19 protein-coding genes are annotated in these 23,607 nt (G+C 46.8%); 6 read left to right on the forward strand and 13 right to left on the reverse strand.

All coding sequences use genetic code 11. The annotated features are described in order from the left end of the window. Positions 1-52: 52 nt before the first annotated feature. The gene (gene lpxC / locus ACO0KY_RS02545; RefSeq protein WP_422992193.1) at positions 53-988 is read left to right on the forward strand and encodes a UDP-3-O-acyl-N-acetylglucosamine deacetylase; all 936 of its coding nucleotides are present in this window, start codon (positions 53-55) and stop codon (positions 986-988) included. Positions 989-1,089: 101 nt separating this feature from the next. On the opposite strand, the gene dxs is transcribed toward lpxC, so the two are convergent. The 3 genes from dxs to ACO0KY_RS02560 are packed head-to-tail and all read right to left on the reverse strand — an operon-like array spanning position 1,090 to position 4,134. After that, positions 1,090-2,967, reverse strand: coding sequence for a 1-deoxy-D-xylulose-5-phosphate synthase (dxs, locus tag ACO0KY_RS02550; protein WP_423043941.1), 1,878 nt, complete (start codon positions 2,965-2,967; stop codon positions 1,090-1,092). A 13-nt stretch (positions 2,968-2,980) separates the two neighbouring features. Further along, entirely contained in the window at positions 2,981-3,868 is an 888-nt protein-coding gene (locus ACO0KY_RS02555) for a polyprenyl synthetase family protein (RefSeq protein ID WP_423043943.1), read from the reverse strand. Continuing rightward, a complete protein-coding gene (locus ACO0KY_RS02560; protein WP_423043945.1) occupies positions 3,865-4,134 on the reverse strand; it encodes an exodeoxyribonuclease VII small subunit in 270 nt (89 codons plus the stop codon). The genes ACO0KY_RS02555 and ACO0KY_RS02560 overlap by 4 nt, the downstream gene beginning before the upstream one ends. A gap of 380 nt (positions 4,135-4,514) precedes the next feature. On the opposite strand from ACO0KY_RS02560, the gene ACO0KY_RS02565 reads away from it, so the two are divergent. Beyond that, positions 4,515-6,794, forward strand: a complete 2,280-nt coding sequence (locus ACO0KY_RS02565; protein WP_423043947.1) for a DUF1631 family protein — start codon at positions 4,515-4,517, stop codon at positions 6,792-6,794. Between the two features lie 158 nt (positions 6,795-6,952). On the opposite strand, the gene ACO0KY_RS02570 is transcribed toward ACO0KY_RS02565, so the two are convergent. Then, positions 6,953-7,912 (reverse strand): lipase secretion chaperone, encoded by a 960-nt coding sequence (locus tag ACO0KY_RS02570; RefSeq protein ID WP_423043949.1) that lies wholly within the window; start codon positions 7,910-7,912, stop codon positions 6,953-6,955. Between the two features lie 35 nt (positions 7,913-7,947). Then, positions 7,948-8,880 carry a lipase family alpha/beta hydrolase gene (locus ACO0KY_RS02575; protein WP_423043951.1) on the reverse strand — a complete coding sequence of 311 codons (933 nt, stop codon included), beginning with the start codon at positions 8,878-8,880 and terminating at the stop codon, positions 7,948-7,950. 518 nt (positions 8,881-9,398) lie between these two features. Between ACO0KY_RS02575 and ACO0KY_RS02580 the strand changes: the two genes are divergently transcribed. Together ACO0KY_RS02580 and ACO0KY_RS02585 are read left to right on the forward strand one after the other, a co-directional pair. Continuing rightward, entirely contained in the window at positions 9,399-10,499 is a 1,101-nt protein-coding gene (locus ACO0KY_RS02580; protein WP_422997828.1) for an aromatic ring-hydroxylating oxygenase subunit alpha, read from the forward strand. Between the two features lie 232 nt (positions 10,500-10,731). Then, a complete protein-coding gene (locus ACO0KY_RS02585; RefSeq protein ID WP_423043954.1) occupies positions 10,732-11,589 on the forward strand; it encodes a sulfurtransferase in 858 nt (285 codons plus the stop codon). Positions 11,590-11,667: 78 nt separating this feature from the next. Here ACO0KY_RS02585 and ACO0KY_RS02590 read toward each other — a convergent pair whose 3' ends face one another. Together ACO0KY_RS02590 and ACO0KY_RS02595 are read right to left on the reverse strand one after the other, a co-directional pair. Then, positions 11,668-12,420, reverse strand: a complete 753-nt coding sequence (locus ACO0KY_RS02590; RefSeq protein WP_390312936.1) for a ZIP family metal transporter — start codon at positions 12,418-12,420, stop codon at positions 11,668-11,670. A 134-nt stretch (positions 12,421-12,554) separates the two neighbouring features. After that, positions 12,555-13,436 carry a dienelactone hydrolase family protein gene (locus tag ACO0KY_RS02595; protein ID WP_186911031.1) on the reverse strand — a complete coding sequence of 294 codons (882 nt, stop codon included), beginning with the start codon at positions 13,434-13,436 and terminating at the stop codon, positions 12,555-12,557. Positions 13,437-13,891: 455 nt separating this feature from the next. On the opposite strand from ACO0KY_RS02595, the gene ACO0KY_RS02600 reads away from it, so the two are divergent. Both ACO0KY_RS02600 and ACO0KY_RS02605 read left to right on the forward strand, forming a co-directional pair. Beyond that, entirely contained in the window at positions 13,892-15,328 is a 1,437-nt protein-coding gene (locus tag ACO0KY_RS02600; RefSeq protein ID WP_423043956.1) for an ATP-binding protein, read from the forward strand. Between the two features lie 309 nt (positions 15,329-15,637). Then, a complete protein-coding gene (locus ACO0KY_RS02605; RefSeq protein ID WP_423043958.1) occupies positions 15,638-17,335 on the forward strand; it encodes an L-lactate permease in 1,698 nt (565 codons plus the stop codon). Positions 17,336-17,402: 67 nt separating this feature from the next. On the opposite strand, the gene ACO0KY_RS02610 is transcribed toward ACO0KY_RS02605, so the two are convergent. From ACO0KY_RS02610 to ACO0KY_RS02635, 6 genes are all read right to left on the reverse strand, one after another. Beyond that, complete coding sequence (locus ACO0KY_RS02610; RefSeq protein ID WP_423043960.1) at positions 17,403-17,801, reverse strand: cytidine deaminase; 399 nt, start codon at positions 17,799-17,801, stop codon at positions 17,403-17,405. Between the two features lie 72 nt (positions 17,802-17,873). After that, entirely contained in the window at positions 17,874-18,716 is an 843-nt protein-coding gene (locus ACO0KY_RS02615; RefSeq protein ID WP_186911027.1) for an isopenicillin N synthase family oxygenase, read from the reverse strand. Between the two features lie 9 nt (positions 18,717-18,725). Continuing rightward, a complete protein-coding gene (locus ACO0KY_RS02620) occupies positions 18,726-19,718 on the reverse strand; it encodes a nucleoside hydrolase (RefSeq protein ID WP_186911026.1) in 993 nt (330 codons plus the stop codon). 155 nt (positions 19,719-19,873) lie between these two features. Then, complete coding sequence (locus ACO0KY_RS02625) at positions 19,874-20,845, reverse strand: ABC transporter permease subunit (protein ID WP_186911025.1); 972 nt, start codon at positions 20,843-20,845, stop codon at positions 19,874-19,876. Then, on the reverse strand, positions 20,842-21,921 hold the full coding sequence (locus ACO0KY_RS02630; protein ID WP_423043963.1) for an ABC transporter permease: 1,080 nt from the start codon (positions 21,919-21,921) through the stop codon (positions 20,842-20,844). The genes ACO0KY_RS02625 and ACO0KY_RS02630 overlap by 4 nt, the downstream gene beginning before the upstream one ends. An 80-nt stretch (positions 21,922-22,001) precedes the next feature. Beyond that, positions 22,002-23,531, reverse strand: coding sequence for an ABC transporter ATP-binding protein (locus ACO0KY_RS02635; protein WP_186911023.1), 1,530 nt, complete (start codon positions 23,529-23,531; stop codon positions 22,002-22,004). Between the last annotated feature and the right edge of the window lie 76 nt (positions 23,532-23,607).

Below are 23,607 nucleotides of genomic sequence, written 5' to 3' on the forward strand. Positions count from 1 at the left end.
TCATTTTGCACAGTGTTACATGGAGTTTGGAATGAATCGCTATAATATCGGCATGTTAAAGCAAACAACAATTAAACAATTAGTCAAAACCGTCGGTGTCGGTTTGCATTCTGGTACGAAAGTAGAGCTGGTATTGCGACCAGCGCCGGTCGATACCGGTATTATTTTTACCAGAACTGATCTCGAGCCTCCACTGGTTTTTCCTGCTGACGCCATGAGTGTCGGCGATACCCGTATGGCATCCACTTTGTCCAATAATGGGCAGCGTGTGTCGACGGTTGAGCATTTATTATCAGCCTGCGCCGGACTCGGTGTTGATAATTTATACATCGATGTCAGTGCTGAAGAAATTCCTATCATGGATGGTTCGGCTTCTTCATTTGTGTATTTATTGCAGCAAGCCGGTTTGCAAGAACAGTTGGCACCGAAGAAATTCATCCGTGTTTTAAAACCAGTCGAAATCCGCGAGGGTACAGGTAAAGCGGAAAAATGGGCTCGCCTCGAACCATATGATGGTTTTAAATTACATTTTTTCATTGAGTTCAATCATCCTGCTGTAGATGGTACTGTGCAGACGGCAGAGGTTGATTTTGAAAAAGTGTCGTTTGTGAAAGACGTGGCCAGAGCCCGGACTTTTGGATTTATGCAGGACGTAGAAATGTTGCGTGGCATAGGTTTGGCGCGCGGTGGCTCGATGGAAAACGCGATCGTAATGGATGAGTACCGGATACTGAATTCCGATGGGTTGCGCTTTGATGATGAGTTTGTACGCCACAAAATTCTCGACGCGATCGGCGACTTATATTTAATCGGTCATCCATTCCTGGCGAGTTACACAGCGCATAAATCTGGTCATGGTCTGAACAACCAATTGCTCCGAGCTTTGTTAGCCCAACCCGACGCCTATGACATCGTCACGTTTGATGATGTACAAGGCGCACCGGTAAGCTATTCTGAGCAGAGTCAGCGCGAGTGGACGTTGATGTGAATATATGAACCAGGGCTTGTTCCAGGTTTTAGATAGAAAAATGGCCACCGTCAATTTACACGGTAGCCATTTTTTTAGCCCTACACTTCGTTTCTAACTACTCAGGAGTTTGCTGCGAGTTTAGGCACTGTGTTGAAAATCTCAGGAAAACGAGTGCGTATTGATGCTTCTATTCCTTTAGCATCCAAACCGCATTGACTCAGCAGTAGATGTACATCGCCATGATCAATAAACTTATCTGGAAGACCGAGGATCTGGATTGGAATTTGAATTCCAGCTTCTGACAATGCTTCCGCAACCGCCGAACCTGCACCGCCCATTGTGCAGCCTTCCTCCACTGTGATTAACGCATCATGTGTGGCGGCCAGTGACTTGACCAATTCTGTATCAAGAGGTTTGATGAAACGCATATTGGCGACGGTGGCGTTGAGCGCCTCAGCCGCCTGGATTGCTGGATGAACCATAGAGCCAAAAGCCAGAATGGCAACTTTTTGACCTTGACGCTTCATTTCACCTTTACCAATAGGCAACGTGTCTAAATTACTTTCGACTTTCGAGCCTAAGCCAGCACCGCGCGGATAGCGAATCGCTGCCGGTCCTGGATAATGGTAACCAGTGCTTAACATCTGACGGCACTCGTTTTCATCGGCAGCAGCCATCACCACCATATTTGGAATGCAGCGCAAATACGCTATGTCGTAGTTACCCGCATGGGTAGCACCATCGGCACCAACCAGACCCGCACGATCAAGCGCGAAGGTAACGTCCAGATTTTGTAAAGCGACATCGTGTATCAACTGATCGTAGGCGCGTTGCAAGAACGTCGAGTAGATCGCCACCACAGGTTTTAATCCTTCACAAGCCAGGCCAGCAGCAAAGGTGACCGAGTGTTGTTCTGCAATGCCAACGTCAAAATAGCGTTTTGGGAATTGCTTTTCAAATTCCACCATGCCTGAGCCTTCGCGCATCGCTGGCGTGATGCCGATGAGCTTCTTGTCAGCGGCCGCCATATCGCACAGCCATTGGCCAAACACCTGTGTGTAAGTCAGCTTGCTCGACGTGCTTGGTTTGATCCCTTCGGCCGGATTGAACTTCCCAGGACCGTGGTACAAGACTGGATCTGCTTCTGCCAATTTGTAGCCTTGGCCTTTTTTAGTGACCACGTGTAAGAACTGTGGACCTTTCAGGTTACGAATATTTTGCAACGTCGGGATCAGCGATTCCAGATCATGACCGTCAATAGGGCCAATATAATTGAAGCCAAATTCTTCAAACATGGTGGCAGGAACCAACATGCCTTTAGCGTGTTCTTCAAAACGTTTGGCTAATTCCAACATTGGCGAAGGTAAAACCGATTTACCGACATTGCGTGCTGCGGCATAAAATTTGCCTGACATTAAACGCGCCAGATAACGATTCAAAGCGCCGACCGGAGGTGAGATCGACATGTCGTTGTCGTTCAAAATCACCAGCATATTGATGTCGTCATACACACCAGCATTATTGAGTGCTTCAAATGCCATACCCGCGGTCATCGAGCCATCGCCGATCACCGCAACGGAATGTCTGTCTTCCCCTTTGGTACGGGCAGCTAATGCCATCCCCAAAGCGGCAGAAATCGACGTCGACGAGTGTGCGGTACCAAATGTATCGTACTCACTTTCTGAACGACGCGGGAAACCTGAAATACCATCGAACTGGCGCAGTGTATGCATCATATCGCGACGACCAGTAACGATTTTGTGTGGGTATGTCTGATGCCCCACATCCCAAACGACGCGATCCTCTGGCGTGTTGTAGACGTAATGCAAAGCGATCGTTAGCTCTACCGTGCCGAGGTTGGAAGATAAATGACCGCCTGTTTTAGAAACTGACTCAAGCACGTATTGGCGTAGCTCGGCTGCGTACGAATGTAATTGCTGACGGGTCAAATGACGCAGGTCAGCAGGGGAGTTAATTTGTTGAAGTAAATTCGTCATAGAAGTCTGCCGGTTATGCTTGTCTTTGCACGATCAGATCGGCCAGGTCGTGCAGGTATTGTGCGTTTTCGCCAAACGGCAACAAAGCGTTGTGTGCATCGTTGCATAGTTGTGCTGCTAAAGTTTGTGAAGCCGGTAAGCCCAATAAGCTGACGTAGGTCGGCTTATTATCCGCAGCGTCTTTGCCAGCGGTTTTGCCCAGTGTTGCTGAATCTGCAGTAGCATCAAGGATATCGTCCACAACCTGGAATGCCAGGCCAATTGCAGCCGAATAGGCATAAAGCGCTTCGGTTTCGCTGCTCGATAGGGTTTTTCCACTCATCGCGCCAAGCAATACTGAAGCACGAAGTAAGGCGCCAGTTTTTAAGCGGTGCATTTGTTCCAATTGTTCACGGCTCAACGCCAGACCAACGCTAGCGAGATCAATTGCCTGGCCACCACACATGCCAACTGACCCTGAAGCTTGTGCCAGTACGCGTACCATGGACAACTTCATCTGTGCATCGCCATTACCTTCCGATAAAACAATAAAGGCTTGTGCTTGCAAAGCGTCACCGACCAGCAAGGCAGTGGCTTCGTCATATTTGACATGCACCGTTGGTTTGCCGCGGCGCAACTCATCGTCATCCATGCACGGCATATCGTCGTGAACTAAGGAGTAAGCGTGAATCATCTCGACTGCACATGCAGCACGACTTAATAATTCTTCCGGGGCGTTAAACAAACGTCCGGCAGCAAACACCAACAAAGGGCGTACCCGTTTTCCGCCGTCCAGGGCGGCGTAGCGCATCGCTTCATGCAGTTGCTGCGGAACGATGTCACATTGCGGAATGTATTCTGAGAGTGCTTGTTCGCAATTTTCCTGGGTATTTTTCATCCAGGTGCGGAAATCCAGACTCATGCGAGATCCTCGTCGTTATCCACGTTAAAAGGTTTTAGAATTCCAGTTTCGAGCACTTTGACCTGCTGCTCAATCTTATCGAGCTGATTTGCGCAATATTTAATTAACTCAGAGCCTCGCTGATAAGCCACAACAGATTGTTCCAGCGCCAAATCGCCTGCTTCCATTTGCTTTACCAATTCGCTTAATTCCTCCATTGCGGCCTCAAACGAAGCTGGTGGAGAAGCCATTTCTTGCGTAGTTGCAATGGTGTTTTTTTTAGGCATAAAATGTTTATTTACAAATATGGCGCACAAATACGCGAAAAAGTTTAACCCTCTATTTTAGAGCAATCTATTCATATTGGCGCTAAATTGTCATAGTTATACAAGAAATACTTACAAAATGTAATGTTTGTTTCAGTTGTGAAATCGAATTGTTGGTATACGGTAATTAAAATAAAAAAAGATGCCAAAATTGTGAATACAACATTTCCACATGGAAATTAAGCGTATATAGTTCCACATAGAAAGGTGTTTATTTTTCCGCCTTTTCAGGGAAATTGGCTGTCGTTAGCTTAAGTTGTAAAAATGTAAAACCCATCGCTAGCATACATGTTTAGTTGTTATGCTGTCGATGAAGTGTCGAATCTTGTCGGACTTTAATTATGAGTCATTCCAAAATCACATCTTCTGAACTGGCGGGAGCAGTTATTCCTCGCCCGGAGATGTTGCGTGGTTTGACTCCGTTAGCCAGTCACCTAACTATTGCACAGGTAGATGCGTTTTCGGCGCGACTAGCAAATGCTTTACTGGCCTATTCTGAACAAAGCATGGATTCGCGCATCGCCAATCTCAGCTTTAATGCGGGCCAATTGCTTAAGAAAAATGCTTACGCGTTCTATCACATCGCCTCAGTAGAGCTTGAAAAAGTATTTAAGCACGAAACCGAGCTGTTACTCACAGCTGGTGATGTTAAAAAAGCGGTTGAAACTAAAGACGGTGACTTTAGTTTGGTTAGTTATGAAGAAATGGACCAAAAGCTGACCTTGAGCCGGGTGAGCAGAGCGATAGAGCTCGATAGCGCGGAACAATATGCAGCCTTGAATATGCGATTGTCTCACCTGCTCGACCGAGAGACTTTAAGCATTGGGCAAAATCCATTTCGTCCCGAGGTTTTTTTGCGCGCGCTATATGTCGCCTGGTGTGCTTTTGACCCGGAAGAAAGCAGTCGCGAACTCATTTTGCCGCTGCTTCGCGTCGACATTTTGTTTGATCTCGAGCCTATATTGCTGGAACTTAATCAGTGGTTGATCAATAAGGGCGTATTGCCTGATTTGCAAGAATCATATCGGATACAGCGTAAGCAAAGCAAGTCACACGTTGTTGAAAAAGACAATGATGCTCAAGTCGATTCAACGAATGAATTTGGTGAAGAATCCAGCAGCAACCAAAATCCAGTGCGTCGCAAATTAAAGGCATTTTTGTCTGGTGGTCGTGGCAAAAAACATCGATCCGGTGATCCATCTTCTTCTCATTTCGGCGCTAACCATCAAAGCTCCGATTATGGTGTCCCCGGCAGCACAGACGACGCGATCAATTCGGCCCTTTTCCGGCAGTTGGGTGAGTTCCAAAAGAGTGTCAAATTTCAGCAATTAATGTCTGAGGCGCAAGATGTTATGCGCCTGTCGCAGATGCGTGAACATTTGTCTGAAAGCATGGGAACTGGCGTAGAAAAGCACACGCTGGATTTGTTGTCGCAGGTTTTTGATAGTGTTTTCCGCAATCAGGATATTCCCGCGCATGTCAAAGAATTGATTTCGGTATTGCAAATTCCGGTACTCAAAGCGGCCCTGATCGATAAAGAGTTTTTCTTTCAGGAGCAACATCCTGCGCGCCGCCTGATTGATTTATTGTCACGTTATAGTCCTGCACTGGATAAAACTAAAGGCAAACAAGATCCGCTGTATCAGACCATGCAAAAGAATGTGCAGCGGGTTTCACAAGAGTTTGATCAGGAAATTGCCTTGTTTGATGAGGTCGTCAACGACCTCGAATCCTTCATTGCTAAAGAAGAGCAAGCTAGCGCGCAGGCATTAGAAGCACCTATTCAGAAGGCGCTTCGTAAAGAAAAAATCAAGCAAGCCAACATTACTGCCACACATGAGGTGGCGATTCGTGTCGGCAGTGGCGAAGTGGTCGCATTCATAGAAACCTTCCTGGAAAATCGCTGGACGAAGGTATTGACGCTCGCCTACACAGTGCAGGAAGAAAAGCCACACGCTGTTGCTGATGCGATCAAAACCATGGACGATTTGATTTGGAGTGTAAAACCCAAGATCACATTGCAAGAGCGTCAGGAATTATTGAATCGTCTGCCAGCTATTTTGGCACGCCTGAATAAATGGCTGAGCCTGATTAAATGGGAAGATGTTGATCGCGTACAGTTTTTCGCTGATCTCGCAGAATGTCATGCTTCGATTGTAAGGGCGCCGTTAGAACTTTCCCCAGAGCGCCAGGTTGAAATTGCGGTTGAGGCAGCTCAAAAAGCAGCAGAACGTCGTTTGGAAAAACGTGTAGCCGCTGAACAAGCTGCCGCATCTGCGCCTCCACCAATATCAGAAGAATACGTCACCACGGTATCTCAGTTAGAGCGCGGCATCTGGTTGGAATTTATCAAAGAAAACGACGAAGCCCTGAGAGTCAGATTGGCCTGGGTGAGCCCTATGCGCAGCCTTTACATCTTCACTTCCAGCGAAAAAGAAAAGAGCTTCTCTATTGGCGCGCCAGAACTGGAAAAAGTCTTTAGCGAACAACGTGCGAAAATTTTGGTGCTCGATAAGGTTGTTGACAGAGCATTGCTGGAAGCGCTTGACCATATCCCTGACGAAAATAGTGACAGCGTAGAATCTGCTGATACAACGAACGTCGCTGAAACAACAGCATAGCGAGTAATACGGTTATCTACTGCTTGCTTCCCTTCCTGCTAAAAGCACGCAACTAAGACGGCATGCGTGGCGCTCGCAACCCACCGTATCTGATCTTACTCAACCGCATCGAGTTGGGCCGTCTATCCTAGGCACTAGAAATAAATGTTTTATCAGCGTTACTCGTAAGCAGCCAATCTTCTCTGTTCCTGACTTGTAAAATATTTATTTCTCAATTGCTGCAAAGCGCGTTGTTTGTCATTGTCATTGTCACTGGCATTTGTTGGTGATGATGTAAGCTGCTTGCGTTGCTCAAGATATTGGCTAATACGACCGTTCCAGTCATTGATATCGCGGTCGACTTGGGCAAGACGATTGGCTGCTTCCGGGCTGGTTGCAGCGGCGCGCATGCGATAAATGCCGTCTTCGCTGGCACCTTCATTACGCATTTTTTTTGCTTGATCTTCTAGCCGGATTACTTGATATGGCGCATCTTTTGCCGCTTTCAGATCTGCAGGCATATTTTTATCCAGTGTCTGCAATTTATTGCGTCTTTCGGCGTCGGTTAAGGTTTTGTCCTGGCTAATGGCGAGGCGTGACAGGGCGTCCTGATCGTAGGCATCGTCAAACCCGAACATCGCCTGGATTTCTTGCTCGCTAAAAAACTGTGAACGTAATTGGCGCATGCTTTGCCACTTGTTGTTGACCGCGCTAAGAAGATCAGCGTTGGAGGACATGTTTGAACTGGCATTTTTTTCGAGTTCGACCAAGGCTTGTTTAAAAGCGATGTAACGTTTCAATAATTCCTTTGCTTGTACAGCAGCTTTGATTTGCAATTTTTGATCGAGAATTTTATCGATTTGCGATTGAATTTCGGGAAGACTTTTTTCACCGATTGCTGAAAGATAGTAGTCAAACAAGCGTTTTAATTCAGCATCTAATTGCAGATCACCTTCTTTGTTTTGTTGAATATCGCCGTCCGTGCTCGTTCCTTCGAGCGAATGAACGAACGCAAATTGATGGTCATTTGCAGTCAGGTGAATCTCGTGGTTTTTGTTATCAGGTTTTAATAGTTGTAGCGAAAAAAAAGCGGTGACTATCATCACCGCTAACAGCAAAAATTTTGTTCTGGTTTTCATATCTGACTCCGCGCCGGTCATGTGGTCAGGATGGCTTACAGTCCGCTATTTTTTAAGCGATTCGCTTGTTGGCGGTAGACTGTCACTGGATTTGTTTCGAAGATGTTGACCAGCCCGATAAACTGATTGACTTCATCGAGATGGTTCATGCCGTAGTCATCGCGAATGACTTTACCTAAATGAGACGAGCAACTACCAACCAGGCCATCATTTTTTTCGCCCGCGAATGCCAATGATGTCAGCACTAATGCCGGATCGGACACGTCAAAAATATTGGTGGCAGGTTGCGCACCACTCCACGAATAATACGAAACGCCATTCACCTGATAAGCGCCTTCGCCGCAGGCGCTGGTAGGAATGCCTTCCGGGTGGGCTGCATTAAACTTCAGTGATCCCGCAGTGCTCAAAGAGTTTGCTGCGCTTAAAGCATTTTGAGGTAATTTTGGTTGGCCGGAAAGGAAGCTGATCAACGATGCCAGACCATTGCTTAAGGAAACAACAACAGCATTGGAGTAGCTGCCAGGTGGTGCAACACCGAGCAGAAAGTCAGCAACTTTGGAGCCTTTATTCACACCGCCAACGGATGTGACCGATGCGACCAAATCTGGTCGTACCGAAGCCACATAGCGGGTGGTTGGTCCACCGTGGCTATGCCCGATCAGATTTACTTTGCTGGCACCAGTAACAGCCAAAATTCTTTGTACTTCGGCTAATAATTGTTCACCGCGTACTTCGGTACTGTTGGCTGCAGATACCTGAGTGACAAAAACCTTGGCGCCATCGGCGCGCAACGCTTCTGGAATTCCATAAAAATATTCTACTGGACCAATATTGTCGAATCCAAACAGGCCGTGTACTAACACGATAGGGTATTTTGTACCCGTATAGCCTGTTGCCCATGCCTGTACCGGTAGTAAAGACAACGCGATTAAGAATGCAGCTACTTTCTTCATCAGTGTTTTGTTCATTTTGATTCTTTCTTAAAAAGGTGATTCAAATGAAACCGGGCGGGACTGAAATACATCGCCATTTTCGGCGCTGTTTAATTCAGCCTGGTTGAGATTAGTTTGTCGTGAAAGTGAATAGCAAGTTGCTGTGCAACAAATTTAAATGTCTAAAAGACAATTAAATTTGTCTGAACAAAAGTGGTATTAACGCTCGTTCATAGGGTAAAAATTAACTTGAAAGAATATTTAGAAAATGATCTTGATGATTAGATGTTTTTTACTAAAAAACAATAATGTGTTATTCATGACACACTCTGACGAGCCTGTTGATTTACGCTAAGGACTTGATTTCTCTCAGAATTTATACGAATTTAGAGCAAATTTCATTTTTTCAGGTATAATTTTGGGTTCTGTCCAAAATTTCCTCTTCAAGTCGTTTGATCGTTTGAATTTTCGTCTGGTCTGAAACCCCAGTCGAAAACAGGTTTTTGTGGATTCTTTCTCTCTTAGGTTGGTGCAAATTAATTTGGGGGGTGGGGATGTCCGATCTGGCTTCTTTGTCTACACTCGCGCGTTCTGACGCGCAACTTCCGGTGCATGTGTATTTTGACGAAACGTTGTTGCAACGTGAAATCAAAGACCTGTTCCAAGCTGGTCCACGTTACGTCGGTCATGAACTGATGGTACCCAACGTGGGTGACTTTGCGACTTTACAGTCCGAAAATGAAGGTCGTATGCTGGTGCGCAATGCGCATGGCATCGAACTGATGTCTAACGTCTGTCGTCATCGTCAGGCGCTGATGTTTAACGGCCGTGGTAACACTAATAATATCGTTTGTCCTTTGCATCGCTGGACCTATGACCTCAAAGGTGAGCTCATCGGTGCGCCACATTTTGCTGACACGCCGTGTCTGAATTTAAAGCGCACGCCGTTGCAAAATTGGAATGGTCTGCTGTTTGAACAAAATGGCTATAACGTGATGGAACGCATGGGACAACTCAGCGTGACCAAAGACCTTGATTTCACTGGCTATATGCTGGATCACGTGGAAGTGCATGAATGTGATTACAACTGGAAAACCTTTATCGAAGTTTATCTGGAAGATTATCACGTCGAACCATTCCATCCTGGTCTCGGTAGTTTTGTGACTTGCGACGATCTGCGCTGGGAATTCGGCGAAGATTACAGCGTACAAACCGTTGGTGTGAATAGTGGTTTGCTCAAATCAGGTTCCGAAAAATACCGTAAGTGGCAAGAGCAGGTGCTGCAATTCCGTAATGGCGAACCACCAAAATACGGTGCCATCTGGTTGACTCTCTACCCGAATATCATGGTCGAATGGTATCCACACGTTCTCGTAGTTTCTACTTTATGGCCGACTGCGACCGGTAAAACCCGCAATGTGGTTGAGTTCTATTATCCCGAAGAAATCGTGCTTTTCGAACGCGAATTCATCGAGGCAGAACGTGCTGCGTACATGGAAACTTGTATCGAGGATGATGAAATCGGTTTGCGTATGGATGCGGGCCGTAAAATTTTGCTCGATCGTGGTGAAAATCAGGTTGGTCCGTATCAGTCGCCAATGGAAGATGGTATGCAACATTTCCACGAATGGTACCGTCGCCGTATGTCGTTTTAAATTGCTTTTGTACGGCGGGTTGCATTTCCCTTACAAAAATCTCCAAAAAGCACGCTCGGAATGGCGTGCTTTTTTTTCGTCCCTACATCTGCCAATGACATCTCGGCCAAAACAATGTGATATTGTCGTAGTGCTTAAGATGGTATCGAGTATGCAAATTCCACTTAGATATGAGAGTTAGAATTTGCATTCCGCCCATAATTTCAACACTGAACACATTGCGGAGTTGCCCATGCACTTACCTACATATTCCACGCTGATCAGCGCACAAGATTTATTTACTCATATCAGTGACGAACGTTGGGTGATTCTCGATTGCCGACATGACTTAATGGATACCAATGCAGGTTCTCAGGCTTACGCGGCTGGACACATACCGCAAGCCCAATTTGTGCATCTGGATCAATCACTATCAGCACCTAAAGTGAGTGCTGATGGCGTATTTCGTGGTCGCCATCCTTTACCAGACAAGCAGCAGTTCATACAAACTTTGCGTCGTTTAGGTATTAGCAATGACACCCAGGTGATTGCCTATGATGCACATGGCGGTATGTTTGCGGCGCGCTTATGGTGGATGTTACGCTGGGTTGGTCATGCCGCTGTGGCGGTATTGGATGGTGGTTTACCTGCTTGGAACGCGTTGTCTTTCCCTGTTACTACGGATGTTCCGCCTGCTCGTTCCGGTGACCTGAAGGAGCAAGCATCGTTGGTAGCTCAAGTTGATGTTGCTGCGGTGTTCGCTAACATCAGTAGTGCAGAATTTACCTTGGTTGATGCGCGGGCCGCTGATCGCTATCGCGGTGAAAATGAAACGATAGATCCGGTAGGTGGACATATTCCCGGTGCGCTGAATCGCTTCTTCAAAGACAATTTGGAGGCGGATGGGCGCTTTAAAACAGCAGATCAATTGCATGTAGAATGGTCTGCCTTGCTAACACAGCCCGAAAAAACAATCATGCAATGCGGATCTGGTGTTACTGCCTGCCATAATTTACTAGCCTTAGAAGTTGCCGGACTCAAAGGTGCAGCCTTGTACCCGGGTTCATGGAGTGAGTGGTGTTCGGACAGTAGCCGTCCAGTTGCGCGTTAAACAAAAATGGGAACACACGTTCCCATTTTTTATGACTGATTTGGTCCCCGTTAGGATGGTTATACGTCAATTCTATAATTAATGATTTCTGGTGACAAAGAGCACAATCAATACGCCAAGCGTAACCAGAATAATTTGCGGAATCGTTTCTTTTAGTGTTGTTCTGCGCTGCATTTGCGGCATCAGGTCGCTGACAGCAATGTAGATGAAGCCGGAAGACGCACAGACCAATACGTAAGGAATCATGCCATTCGCGTGTTCCAGGGTGTAGTAGCCAAGCACGCCGCCCAGTACCCCCATCATGCTGCAAGCAAGATTGTACAAATACGCGCGGGTACGGCTGAATCCGGCATTCAGTAAGACAATAAAGTCGCCTATTTCTTGCGGTATTTCATGTGCGATGATGGCAAACGCTGTGACAAAACCTAACTGTGGATTCGCTAAAAATGCCGCGGCAATCAGGATGCCATCGGTAAAATTATGCATCCCGTCGCCGACTAAAATCATCCAGCCAGCTTTACCTGCCTCATGGGCATCATGGCCATGTTCGTGATGGTGCCCGTCTCCTTCGTGGTGATGCGAATGACGCAAAATAGCAAATTTTTCTAACAGAAAAAATGCCAGCAGGCCACCGAGCAGACAAGCGAACAACGTGTGTGGATCAGCTTTGGATTCAAATGCCTCTGGCAAAGCGTGTAATAACGATGTGGATAACATAATACCAACCGACAACGCTACCATCCGTTCTACCATTTTGGCGAGCAGTGAAAACGAAAAAATCGCGGCGGCAGTAATACTTAATACACCAGCGAGTGACGTGGTGATTAGTATGGAAATCAGCGTGGAGTGAATTTTAAACCTCAGGTTAATTTGCAACTAGGTTGCAAATTAGAACACAGAGCCGGAGTTTCTGCAAATCCGGCTCTGTTTTTATCATCAGATTGATTGTTCTGAACTCGTCAGTATCAGACTACGCCGTGTGTTTTAAACCATGCCACGGCGCGTGACCAGCCATCTTTAGCGTCTGCTTCTACGTAGCTAGGGCGGTAATCCGCATGGAAGGCATGTCCCGAGTTATCAAAGACCTTAAACTCGGAACCACTTTGGCCTTTTGCCAAGGCTTCTTTCATTTGTTCTACGGTAGACACCGGAATGCCAGTATCTTTGGCGCCATATAAGCCAAGAATAGGTGTTTTTAAATTTGCGGCAATATCAATCGGATTGTTTGGTGACAACGGTGTTGGATCACTCACCAGACGCCCGTACCACGCTACTCCTGCTTTGACTTTTGGATTGTGAGCAGAATACATCCAGGTAATACGGCCACCCCAGCAAAAACCAGTGATTCCCAATCGTGACACATCGCCACCATTATTTTCTGCCCAGGCTACCGTTGCATCCAGATCTTCCATAACCTGGGCGTCGGGTACCTTGGCAATGATGTTTTGAATGAGTTCTGCGACGGATGGGTATTGATTGACATCACCCTGACGAATGAACAAATCTGGAGCGATCGCCAGATAACCCAGTTTGGCAAAGCGTCTGGCGACATCGGCGATATGCTCATGTACACCAAAAATTTCGGAAATGACCAAAATGACAGGAAGCTTATTTTTACCCTGGGGTTTAGCGAAATACGCTGGTACTTGCTGCCCTTTGACAACTAACTTGACCGTGCCGTCTTCGAGGCCGGTCTTATCGGTTTTTATGACGGTTTGCGCACACACTGGTAATGCGGCAGCTGCAAAACCAACACCCACCGCCGTTTGTATAAAATTACGGCGATTCATTGGTTCAGATTCATCAGAACTTCCTGTCAAACTGTTAAACTCTTGGCGATGTTGCATCGTTTTCTCCAGTACGGTTAAGGATCGTCATTTCACAGACTCTCAGGGCAAGACCAATTTCCTGACATATCTTAGCTTGAAATTCTTTGGTTTGATGTAACGTTAACTTGCACCTAACGATTATCTCCGTTTGCTCTGTTTCTGCACGATATGAAGCTGCCATACGCTTGTTATATTTATGTGCCTATAATATTACTTTGAAGATAGATCGTTTTGTACGCATTGTAAAAGTAGCTGGATTTTTAGATGTCTAACGAATCCTTACCCCAAGGTGAGAAATGATTGTCAGGCTGAGCCGATTTTTTCATTCTTTAATTGGTTATTTTACGATAACTGCGGCCGTGTCTTTTTCGCTACTTATTGCGGGTGTTTTTTATGATGGGAACCGCACTCTTAAAACAGCGGTTTTTGAAAATGTAAAATCGAGCATCAATCAAACTTCACAGATACTGAATATGACGGTATCAACCTACGTGATCCGGAACGACCTCAAAACTGTCAAAATCTTTTTTAGTGAAATGCTGGATCAGCATGCTGAAAACGGTTTGATCTATGTCGTTATTCTTGATTCGGAAGGTAAGGTTTTACTGAGCACCTTAAACGCTGAAAATAAGCTCGCCATACCAACACCAGAGAGTGAGTTTGAAAACGCAGCCTTAAAGGATGGTGTGATCCATATTCGCAATCCCTTGCTGTTAGCCCATCGTGAAACGGGATTTTTACAATATGGATTTTCTACTAAAAGCTTAATTAACGCGACATCCAGAGAACAACAACGCTCATTGCTCAGAACTTCTGCGATTATGTTGGCGACATTAATCGTAACCTTGTTTTTAGGCTGGCGTATTTCACGTCGGTTGAAGCAGATGGCCTACGCTAGCCAAGCAATTGTTTCTGGTCATTACGATCAAAAAATTGATATTTCAGGGCGTGATGAGCTTGCCGCACTGGGTAACGATTTTAATCAAATGGCGTTTGAAATTGATAAGAAAATCAAAGAAATCACCGTCTTAAATCAAACCCTGGAACAACGAGTCGCCCAGCGCACTTCAGAGCTGGAACTGTCGAATCGATTGCTATCCGATAATTTGCAGTACCTAAAGAACACGCAAACGCAACTGGTAAATTCAGAAAAACTGGCCAGTCTCGGATCTTTAGTGGCAGGTGTCGCACATGAACTTAATACTCCTATCGGCAATGCCTTGACCGTTGCCACTTCGCTTATCGATAAAGTCAATCAGACGCAGAAAGAATACGCGGCTGGGAATCTCAAAAAATCACTACTGGAACGCCATTTCAATACACTTAACGAGGCTAGCTACTTACTCACGACAAATATCTTGCGAGCATCAGAATTAATCGTCAGTTTTAAAACGATTGCGGTTGATCAGACTAGCGAATTACGCAGAAAATTTAATCTAAAAAAACTGATTTCAGAATTGGAGCCCACATTACGTTTGCAATTAAAAAAACGCAAATTGGATTTGAGGGTGGATATTGCTGATGATGTGGTAATGGATAGTTTCCCTGGTCCATTGACGCAGGTCATTTTTAATTTGTTCAATAATAGTTTGCTCCACGCTTTTGAAGATATGGATGAAGGCGAAATCGAAATTAGTGCCAGTTTGCACGGTTTGACGCAAGATCACGCCCTCATTTGCTTCTCAGATAACGGCGCTGGCATTCCCGAGCAAAATCTTGTGCGCGTGTTTGATCCTTTCTTTACCACCAAATTTGGACAGGGTGGTTCAGGTCTGGGTTTGCATATCTGTCATAACCTGGTCGAGGCGGTGCTAGGTGGTAGTTTGAAAGTATTTTCAGAAAAAGGGCATGGCACTCAGTTTGAAATATTAATTCCTTTGTATGCGCCGGATAACCTCAAAAAAGCGTAATTCAATTTCAATCTACTCTGGGGTTAGATCATTCTTTGTAGGGTTTTTTTAATTTTTAAGTCTCGTTATCGACGCTATATAGTTGTGATTTTCACGATAAGTCTGGCAATCAGCTTTCTTTAAGGAGCAAGCATGCGCTCATCTTTAACCTGAGCAGCTTACTGTTTTGTTCAAAACTGCTAAAAAATTCAACGATCGCTGAAATTCATTTCATGCTTTTCGAATGATTTTCTGTCATCTACCTGTCGTACCATCCAAAACTCAGAGCCAATCAGGTTCGATGCAAGAATAAAACGACAAGGAGATAAGATGGTCTGGAGTCAGGTGTATGACCCGTTAGGGAACGTGTGGTTGTCTGCTTTGATGGCAGCGATACCGGTGGTGGTGATGTTGGCGTGTATAGCCTTTGGTCACATGAAAGCGCATTACGCAGCTGGTTTGGGGCTCATTAGCGCCTTGTTAGTCGCTATCTGGGGTTTTGGTATGCCCGCTGGTCTGGCGTGGAATGCAGCCGGTTTTGGTGCAGCCTACGGACTGTTGCCAATCGGTTGGATTGTACTCAACATCATTTTCTTGCATCAATTGACGATAGAAAATGGCTCTTTCAATGTGTTGCAGGATAGCCTCACCAACATCACAAATGACCGTCGCATACAATTGCTGCTGATCGCATTTTGCTTCGGTGCATTTTTTGAAGGTGCGGCTGGTTTTGGTACTCCGGTCGCCGTCACTGCGGCGATTATGATCGGTCTTGGCTTCTCGCCGCTTGCCGCATCTGGCTTGTGTTTGATCGCCAATACCGCTCCAGTCGCCTACGGTGCGTTGGGTACGCCTGTGATTGCGCTGGCAGCAGTGACCGGGCTTGATCTGATGCAACTCTCTGGCATGATAGGTCGTATCTTGCCTTTGTTTTCTTTGCTGGTGCCATTCTGGCTGATCTGGGCGTTTGCAGGCTTCAGAGGTATGTTGCAAATCTGGCCGGCAATTCTGGTCGCTGGCTTGAGTTTTGCGATCCCACAATATCTGGTCTCTAACTATCATGGCCCATGGTTGGTTGACGTGGTGGCAGCGATTGTTTCTATGGTCAGTCTGATCTTCTTCCTGAAAGTCTGGAAACCCGCCAAAGTCTGGACGTCGGTTTCTTTAAAAGGTCATGCCGATGATTCAGGTGTACCAGATGTTGCCAGCGAGCGACCACATGGACATGAAGCCGATGTGGGCGCTGCGATCTTCAAAAAGCACGATGGTCGTGCCTTGGTGATGGCATGGATGCCGTGGGTTATTTTGACGATCCTCGTATTTATCTGGGGTGTGCCAGAATTTAAAAAATGGGTTGACGGCATTTCTATTTTTAAAATCCCTTTCAGCGGTCTAAACAATATGGTGCAAAAAGTCGCGCCAGTTGTGACAACACCACATAAGGAGTCTGCGGTCTACGTACTTAACTGGCTGTCGGCGACGGGTACCGGTATCTTCATCGCGAGTGTATTGAGCGGCGTCATGATGAAGTACCGTCTGCTGGATTTAGTGCGTATTTATCTGCGCACCATTTGGTTAGTGCGCTATTCCTTATTGACGATTGTCTTGATGCTGGCGTTGGGATATCTGACACGTTATTCAGGTACCGATGCAACCCTGGGAATTGCGTTTGCCCACACTGGTAGCTTATATCCGATTTTCGGTACTTTATTGGGCTGGATGGGTGTCGCTTTAACTGGATCTGATACTGCAGCCAACGTTTTGTTTGGCGGTTTGCAAAAAACAACAGCAGAACAATTGGGCTTAAATCCCGTCTTGATGGCATCTGCCAATAGTGCTGGTGGTGTAATGGGTAAGATGGTGGACGCACAAAGTATCGTGGTTGCCAGTACTGCGACGCGTTGGTATGGACATGAAAGCAGCATTCTGCGCTTCGTATTTTTCCATAGCCTGGCTTTAGCGGTGTTGGTTGGCTTGTTTGTGTTCTTGTTGGCTTACGTGCCGCCGTTTACTGCACTGGTACATTGATGTGTGAATAAAGACCCATGTCCTGCTTGCGGGACATGGGTACAAAGCTACCGCTATTTACCTCTATTTATTCCGGCTTCAAATAAAACGCATCTGGCAACTGCGCACCAGCGGTCGTCTCTTTGATATCGCCTTTGATATTCGTCAGCACGACTTCAAGTTCAGGTCCACCGAGTTCGATGATCACCTGACGGCATGCACCACAAGGTGCGATCGGGCCCTCGGTGTCGCCAGTGACAGCGATTTTGGCGAAATCGCCAGGGCGATAACCTGCTGCAACGGCGCTAAACAAGGCAGTACGTTCGGCACAATTGCATAAACCATACGACGCATTTTCGACGTTGCAACCATGGAAAACTTTACCGTCTTTGGTCAGCACTGCAGCGCCGACTTTGAATTTTGAGTAAGGTGCGTACGCACGTTCACGAGCAATGTTTGCTTCGCTAATCAGTTCCTGAGTATTCATTTTTTATTCCAGTGAAAAAGGCATGTCGTTCAACGGCATGCCTTTGTTTTATAACGTCACTAATCGTGAGTATTATTTTTTAACGCCTAATTCGCGCAGACGTTCTTGCAGGTAGCTACCAGATGTATGGCGCTCAGAAAGCACAACATCAGGACGCGGATGCAAGAATAGCGGCAAAGAAATACGTGATTTTTTCGCTTCTTCGCCCGTTGGATTGAGCACGCGATGAATCGTCGAAGGATAGTAACCTTGCGATGCTTCATCGAGCATGTCGCCAATATTGACGATCAACATACCAAAATCGCATGGTACGTCATGCCATGCGTCGTCCTTGCCTAACACTTGCAAACCGGCTTGAGTCGCCGCTGGCAAAACCGTCAGCAAATTGATGTCGCCATGGGCTGCCGCACGTACCGCATCTGGTTCTTCGTCGCCGCGTAATGGTGGGTAATGCAATACACGTAACAAAGTCAGATCGCTGTCCGTAATCATGTCTGACAAAGGCATAGAATACTTAGCTTTGATTTCTGCAGGGGTATGATCTTCTACCCATTGCAATAACTCTGCTGCCAGCTTAGAGCCTTCAACATAGTATTCGCGTGCTGCATTCGATACTTCAGAAGGAACGCGACCCCATGGGTAAACGTGATAGAACTCTTTTAAGTCACGCTTAGCGAAACCCTTGGCTGTTTCAGAAATTTTTGGCGAAAAATAGCCATCCATTTTTTCAGCATCAAATGTGTATTGATTCTTCGCATCCGTCTGGAAGAATTCATACCATTCCTGATAAATGGTGTTGAGCAGATTTTGCGACAAAGGGTGGTTCGTTAACACGCCAAAGCCGGTTTGATGCAGGCTTTCAGTGAATTTTCTGGCAGCATCCGGATCACGATAATCAACTGGTTGAATATGCATGATTGCTCCTTAGTTGCTCAAAGGTGCTTGCAACCAATTGCTGCTCAAGGTTGCATCGATCAGTTTGGAGCACGCTTCTGCATCGACCTTCATGCATACGCGGGTTTCTGGTTTGCTGGCTTCCCAACCTGCTTGTGGATACGGGATAGGCAGTTTTGCCATCATGGTCTGACCATTGCCAATACCTTCTTTGGCAACGCGTACGCGGCCAGATTGGGTTTCGAAAATTTCTGGTGCAACCAACCAGACAAACGCCAAAACGTCATGACCGTAGCAAGCATGGCCCAGATCTGGACGAATGCTTTGGTAGAAGTTGGCGTAGAAGTTCACAGCGTGGGATAACGTATCCATCGCCACGTGTTTGTGATGCTGCGCCAGACGTGCAAAGAATGTCGAAGGCAATACCACGCGGTGTGTGACATCCAGACCAACCATAGTCAGGTCCCAACCAGCTGTAAATACCAGATCAGCAGCGTCAGGATCGTTCCATACGTTAGCTTCCGCCACTGGGGAAACATTGCCTGGTTCATCAACGGCACCAGCCATTAATACAACTTTTTTCAACAACTTAGGCAGTTGTGGTTCCATCTTCAATGCCAGGCCCAGATTACCCAATGGGCCGACTGCCACCAGCGTAATTTCACCTGGATGTTGACGCGCCATTTTGACGATGAATTCCGCCGCGCTTTCAACTTCTGCTTTGCCGCCGACTTCGATACGTGAAGGCAGATTGCCCAAACCGTCAGCGCCGTGGATGAAGTCAGGTGGCGTACCTGCCGCTTTTGCCAATGGAACGTTCACGCCTTGCGCTACTGGAATATGGCGGCCAGCGATACGTGTCAGATACAGCGCGTTGATGGTTGCCTGCTCAACGTAGACGTTACCAAAAGTCGTGGTGATACCAACGACATCGATATCCGGATGCGCGAGTGCAAAGTACAGCGCCATTGCATCATCTACACCTGGGTCGGTATCAAAAATGACTTTGTGTTTTGTTTGCATGGATGTTCTCCAAAAAATAACTCCGGCTGGCCATTGGACAGAACCCAGACGCGAAGCGATTTGTTGCGGTTGACCCGGTTCAAGGAGGCCGTAAATTGCGCTTTTCCTGAAACTGATCTGACTGCGTCCGTGGTGACAGCCAGATCATCAATTCTTTATCGTGATTTTACAAATGGTACGCCGATGGCTTTTGGTGCCACCGATTTTGCCATCAGACCTGCCAGTACGATGACGGTAACGACATACGGGATCATCTGAATTAATGAGCCAGGGACTTTACCGATCACAGGGAAAACCACGCCTTCAATTTGTACTTGCAAGGCTGTGAAGAAACCAAACATCAGGCAACCCAATGCGGTTTGTAGCGGACGCCAGTTACCAAACACCAATGCAGTTAATGCCAGATAGCCGTTACCAGCCGACATATCACGTAAGAAAAATCCGCTTTGTACAATGGACAAATACGCGCCGGAGAAGGAGCACAGTACGCCAGCACAGATCATTGCCATAAAACGGGTGCGCTCAACATTCACACCAGCCGCATCAGCCGCATGGGGGTTCTCACCCACGGCACGCAAACGCAGGCCAAAGCGGCTGTGATACAGCACCCAGTGCACCAGAGGAATCAAGCCAAATGCCAGATAGACTAAAACACTATGCCCGCCAAGCAGCTTCGTGTAAAACCAGCCGAAAAACGGAATATTGGCGACCGCTGCAGAGCCCGGTAGCACGATGTCAAACAAGCGTGCTTCACCCAGATCAGGTGTACGGCCACCTTGCGTAAAGAAGAATTGTGCCAGCACGAAGGTCAGTCCGCTTAACGCGATATTGATCGCAATACCAGCGACCAATTGATTCCCTTTTTGCGTAATGCTGACAAAGGCTTGTATCAGGGCGATGAGAACCGATACGCCCACACCTGCCAATACGCCCAGCCATGGATTTTGTGTGGTAAATGCAACGGCGGCAGAAACAAATGCAGAAGCTAACATTTTGCCTTCGAGTGCCAGATCAACCACCCCACTGCGCTCGGCAAACAAGCCTGCCATGGCGGCGAACATCAGTACTGGGGCATTGCGGATGGTGGACACCAGTATGCTGGAAAATTGAAAATCATCAAACATCATTTTTCCTTACGTTTTAACAGTGCGGACAGAGCTGGCGCATATAGATTTTCCATCGCACCGCAGAACAAAATAATCAGACCCTGAATGAAAATAAAGGTCTCTGGTGGAATATTTGGTTTTTCCAATGAAAGGTCAAATCCGCCTTGTATCAATGCGCCAAATAAAATGGCAGACAAAAAGATACCGATCGGATGTTGGCGACCCATCAAAGCAATCGCAATCCCGATAAAACCAGCGCCGGCAGGGAAGTTCAGGTTCAGATAGTGCGTAGAACCCATCACAGAATTAACCGCCGCCAAGCCCGCTAAGGCACCGGAAATCATCATTGTCACGATGATGGTCTTTTTGATTGAAATACCTGCATAGTGTGCTGCATGCTGATTCAAGCCAGTGGCGCGCAGTTGATAGCCCCATGTGGTGCGCCATACCGCAACACCGTAAATCACCAGAGCCACAATAGCGAGAAGGAAACTGATATTCAACGGTGTTTCACCCAGGATTGGAAACAAGCCATTTAATTTTGGCAACCAGGAACTGTCGGCGAACAAGCGACTTGCAGGATTTTGCTGGCCATCCGGAATCATCAAGATGATCAAGTAGTTCATCAGGTTAGCAGCAATAAAGTTAAACATAATCGTCGTGACGACCACGTGACTGCCGCGTTTTGCTTGTAAGTAGCCAGGCAAAAATGCCCACGCTGCACCAAAAATCGCACTGCTAGCAATCGCTAGCGGTATTAAAATCCAGCCCGGTAAATGCGTATCTAATGCAAGTATTAACAGCGTCAGGCCCAAGCCACCGATATACATTTGACCTTCACTACCGATATTAAACAAACCTGCTTGCATCGCTACCGATACTGAAAGACCAGTAAAGATAAAGGTCGCAGCGTAAAACAAGGTATAGCCCAGACCTTCAGGGTCAAGCACTGCTGCATTGACCAGAATTTGTAATGATTCTATGGGATTTTCTCCCAGTAAATAAATTACACCTGCCGCCACCAGCAGGGCAGATAACAAATTCAGTAAAGGCAGGGCAAAGGTACTGGCCCAACGGGGCAGGTCGGCTTGATTCATACGTGTAAACTTTATCGTCGCTGTTAGCTATCTATTTTTCGGAACTTATGTCGGGGTATTGGAAATGGTGGCGAGTCGCACTAATGTTTGTGCAAACCACCCATCAATAAGCCGATACGGGTTGCATCAAATTCTTCCACTTTCAATTCACCGGTGATCGCACCGCTGGACATGACTAAGATGCGGTCAGCCAATGCGCGGACTTCTTCCAGTTCTACCGATACCAACAAAATGGCAACACCCGCATCACGCATCGCCAGTAAGCGCGCGTGCAAGCTTTCTATTGTGCCGATGTCAACACCACGGGTTGGTTGGCCGACCAGCATGAGTTTTGGATTGGCATCAATCTCACGTGCCATCACCACTTTTTGCTGATTACCACCGGATAACAAAGCGATACGCAAATGCGGATCAGCAGGGCGCACATCAAATTTGCGCAGCATCTCGTTGCAGTTACTCAGAATTTGTTTGTAATCGAGTAAACCAAACGTTTTGCCTAACTTCTTTTGGTAGCCGAGAAAGCTATTCATCATTACTGAAAAATTTTTGACGACCGCATCACGCAAACGATCTTCCGGTACATGACCTATGCCACGTTCGCGATACACGGCTGGCAAGCCGTCGGCATCTTTGCGTCCAGCATAAGGTAGCGTTTTTCCTTGCATCGTAATCGAGCCGCTGGACGGCAAACGCATGCCACTTAAAATTTCCAGTAACTCGCTCTGACCATTGCCCGAGACACCTGCAATCGCGACGATTTCACCAGCACGGATGTTAAAGTTCAGATCCTTGAGCAAACTCACCTGTTGATCATTGACCAGATTGAGACCTTTGACGTCCAGCACAGTGTCGCCGGGCGCATATGCTGCGCGTGGCAATTGTGTTTCAATCGGGCGACCCACCATCAATTCAGCTAATTGTTCTTTATTGGTTTCAGCGGTGACGACGGAGCCCACGACCGTGCCGCCACGCATCACCGTGACTTCATCGGTGATTTCTAAAATCTCTTGCAGTTTATGGGTGATCAGGATAATAGTCTTGCCTTGCTCTTTGAAAAGACGCAAGACTTCAAACAAAGATGCGGTTTCTTGTACCGTCAACACCGCTGTAGGTTCATCCAGAATCAGGATGTTAGCGCTACGATAAATTTGCTTCAGAATTTCCACACGCTGCTGCACACCGACTGACAAGTCTTGAATTTTATCCAGTGGATCGACTTCGAGATTGTAGCGTTTACAGATGTCGCGCAAGGTTACTTCGACTTCTTTGCGGCGTGATGCCAAACGAAAGCCGCCTTCGCCACCAAGCATCACATTGTCGAGTACCGTCATATTTTCTACGAGCATAAAGTGCTGATGCACCATGCCGATGCCAGAGACGATGGCTTCGTGGCTATTGCGTATCTGTTGTTCCTGACCGTTGATGAGCAACTTGCCGCTATCTGCCTGATAGTAGCCATACAAAATGCTCATCAGGGTCGATTTACCCGCACCATTTTCACCGATGACGCCATGTATCGAGCCCGATTCAATGGAAAAGCTCACATCGCGATTGGCCTGTACCGCACCAAAGCGTTTGGAGATGTGTTGAAATTCGACGGCTGGCTGCATACTTTCGGGATTCCGGATAATGGATAATAAAAATAGGGGACAGAGGTAAATACGCTAGTCTAAAAATTTCGGGGCG

Source organism: Undibacterium sp. Dicai25W, from assembly GCF_049340505.1.
Lineage (GTDB): Bacteria > Pseudomonadota > Gammaproteobacteria > Burkholderiales > Burkholderiaceae_D > Undibacterium > Undibacterium jejuense.

Coding starts and splice junctions, on each gene's coding strand:
- lpxC (WP_422992193.1), top strand. CDS start 53: ATGTTAAAGCAAACAACAATTAAACAATTAGTCAAAACCGTCGGTGTC.
- dxs (WP_423043941.1), bottom strand. CDS start 2,967: ATGACGAATTTACTTCAACAAATTAACTCCCCTGCTGACCTGCGTCAT.
- ACO0KY_RS02555 (WP_423043943.1), bottom strand. CDS start 3,868: ATGAGTCTGGATTTCCGCACCTGGATGAAAAATACCCAGGAAAATTGC.
- ACO0KY_RS02560 (WP_423043945.1), bottom strand. CDS start 4,134: ATGCCTAAAAAAAACACCATTGCAACTACGCAAGAAATGGCTTCTCCA.
- ACO0KY_RS02565 (WP_423043947.1), top strand. CDS start 4,515: ATGAGTCATTCCAAAATCACATCTTCTGAACTGGCGGGAGCAGTTATT.
- ACO0KY_RS02570 (WP_423043949.1), bottom strand. CDS start 7,912: ATGAAAACCAGAACAAAATTTTTGCTGTTAGCGGTGATGATAGTCACC.
- ACO0KY_RS02575 (WP_423043951.1), bottom strand. CDS start 8,880: ATGAACAAAACACTGATGAAGAAAGTAGCTGCATTCTTAATCGCGTTG.
- ACO0KY_RS02580 (WP_422997828.1), top strand. CDS start 9,399: ATGTCCGATCTGGCTTCTTTGTCTACACTCGCGCGTTCTGACGCGCAA.
- ACO0KY_RS02585 (WP_423043954.1), top strand. CDS start 10,732: ATGCACTTACCTACATATTCCACGCTGATCAGCGCACAAGATTTATTT.
- ACO0KY_RS02595 (WP_186911031.1), bottom strand. CDS start 13,436: ATGCAACATCGCCAAGAGTTTAACAGTTTGACAGGAAGTTCTGATGAA.
- ACO0KY_RS02600 (WP_423043956.1), top strand. CDS start 13,892: ATGACGGTATCAACCTACGTGATCCGGAACGACCTCAAAACTGTCAAA.
- ACO0KY_RS02605 (WP_423043958.1), top strand. CDS start 15,638: ATGGTCTGGAGTCAGGTGTATGACCCGTTAGGGAACGTGTGGTTGTCT.
- ACO0KY_RS02610 (WP_423043960.1), bottom strand. CDS start 17,801: ATGAATACTCAGGAACTGATTAGCGAAGCAAACATTGCTCGTGAACGT.
- ACO0KY_RS02615 (WP_186911027.1), bottom strand. CDS start 18,716: ATGCATATTCAACCAGTTGATTATCGTGATCCGGATGCTGCCAGAAAA.
- ACO0KY_RS02620 (WP_186911026.1), bottom strand. CDS start 19,718: ATGCAAACAAAACACAAAGTCATTTTTGATACCGACCCAGGTGTAGAT.
- ACO0KY_RS02625 (WP_186911025.1), bottom strand. CDS start 20,845: ATGATGTTTGATGATTTTCAATTTTCCAGCATACTGGTGTCCACCATC.
- ACO0KY_RS02630 (WP_423043963.1), bottom strand. CDS start 21,921: ATGAATCAAGCCGACCTGCCCCGTTGGGCCAGTACCTTTGCCCTGCCT.
- ACO0KY_RS02635 (WP_186911023.1), bottom strand. CDS start 23,531: ATGCAGCCAGCCGTCGAATTTCAACACATCTCCAAACGCTTTGGTGCG.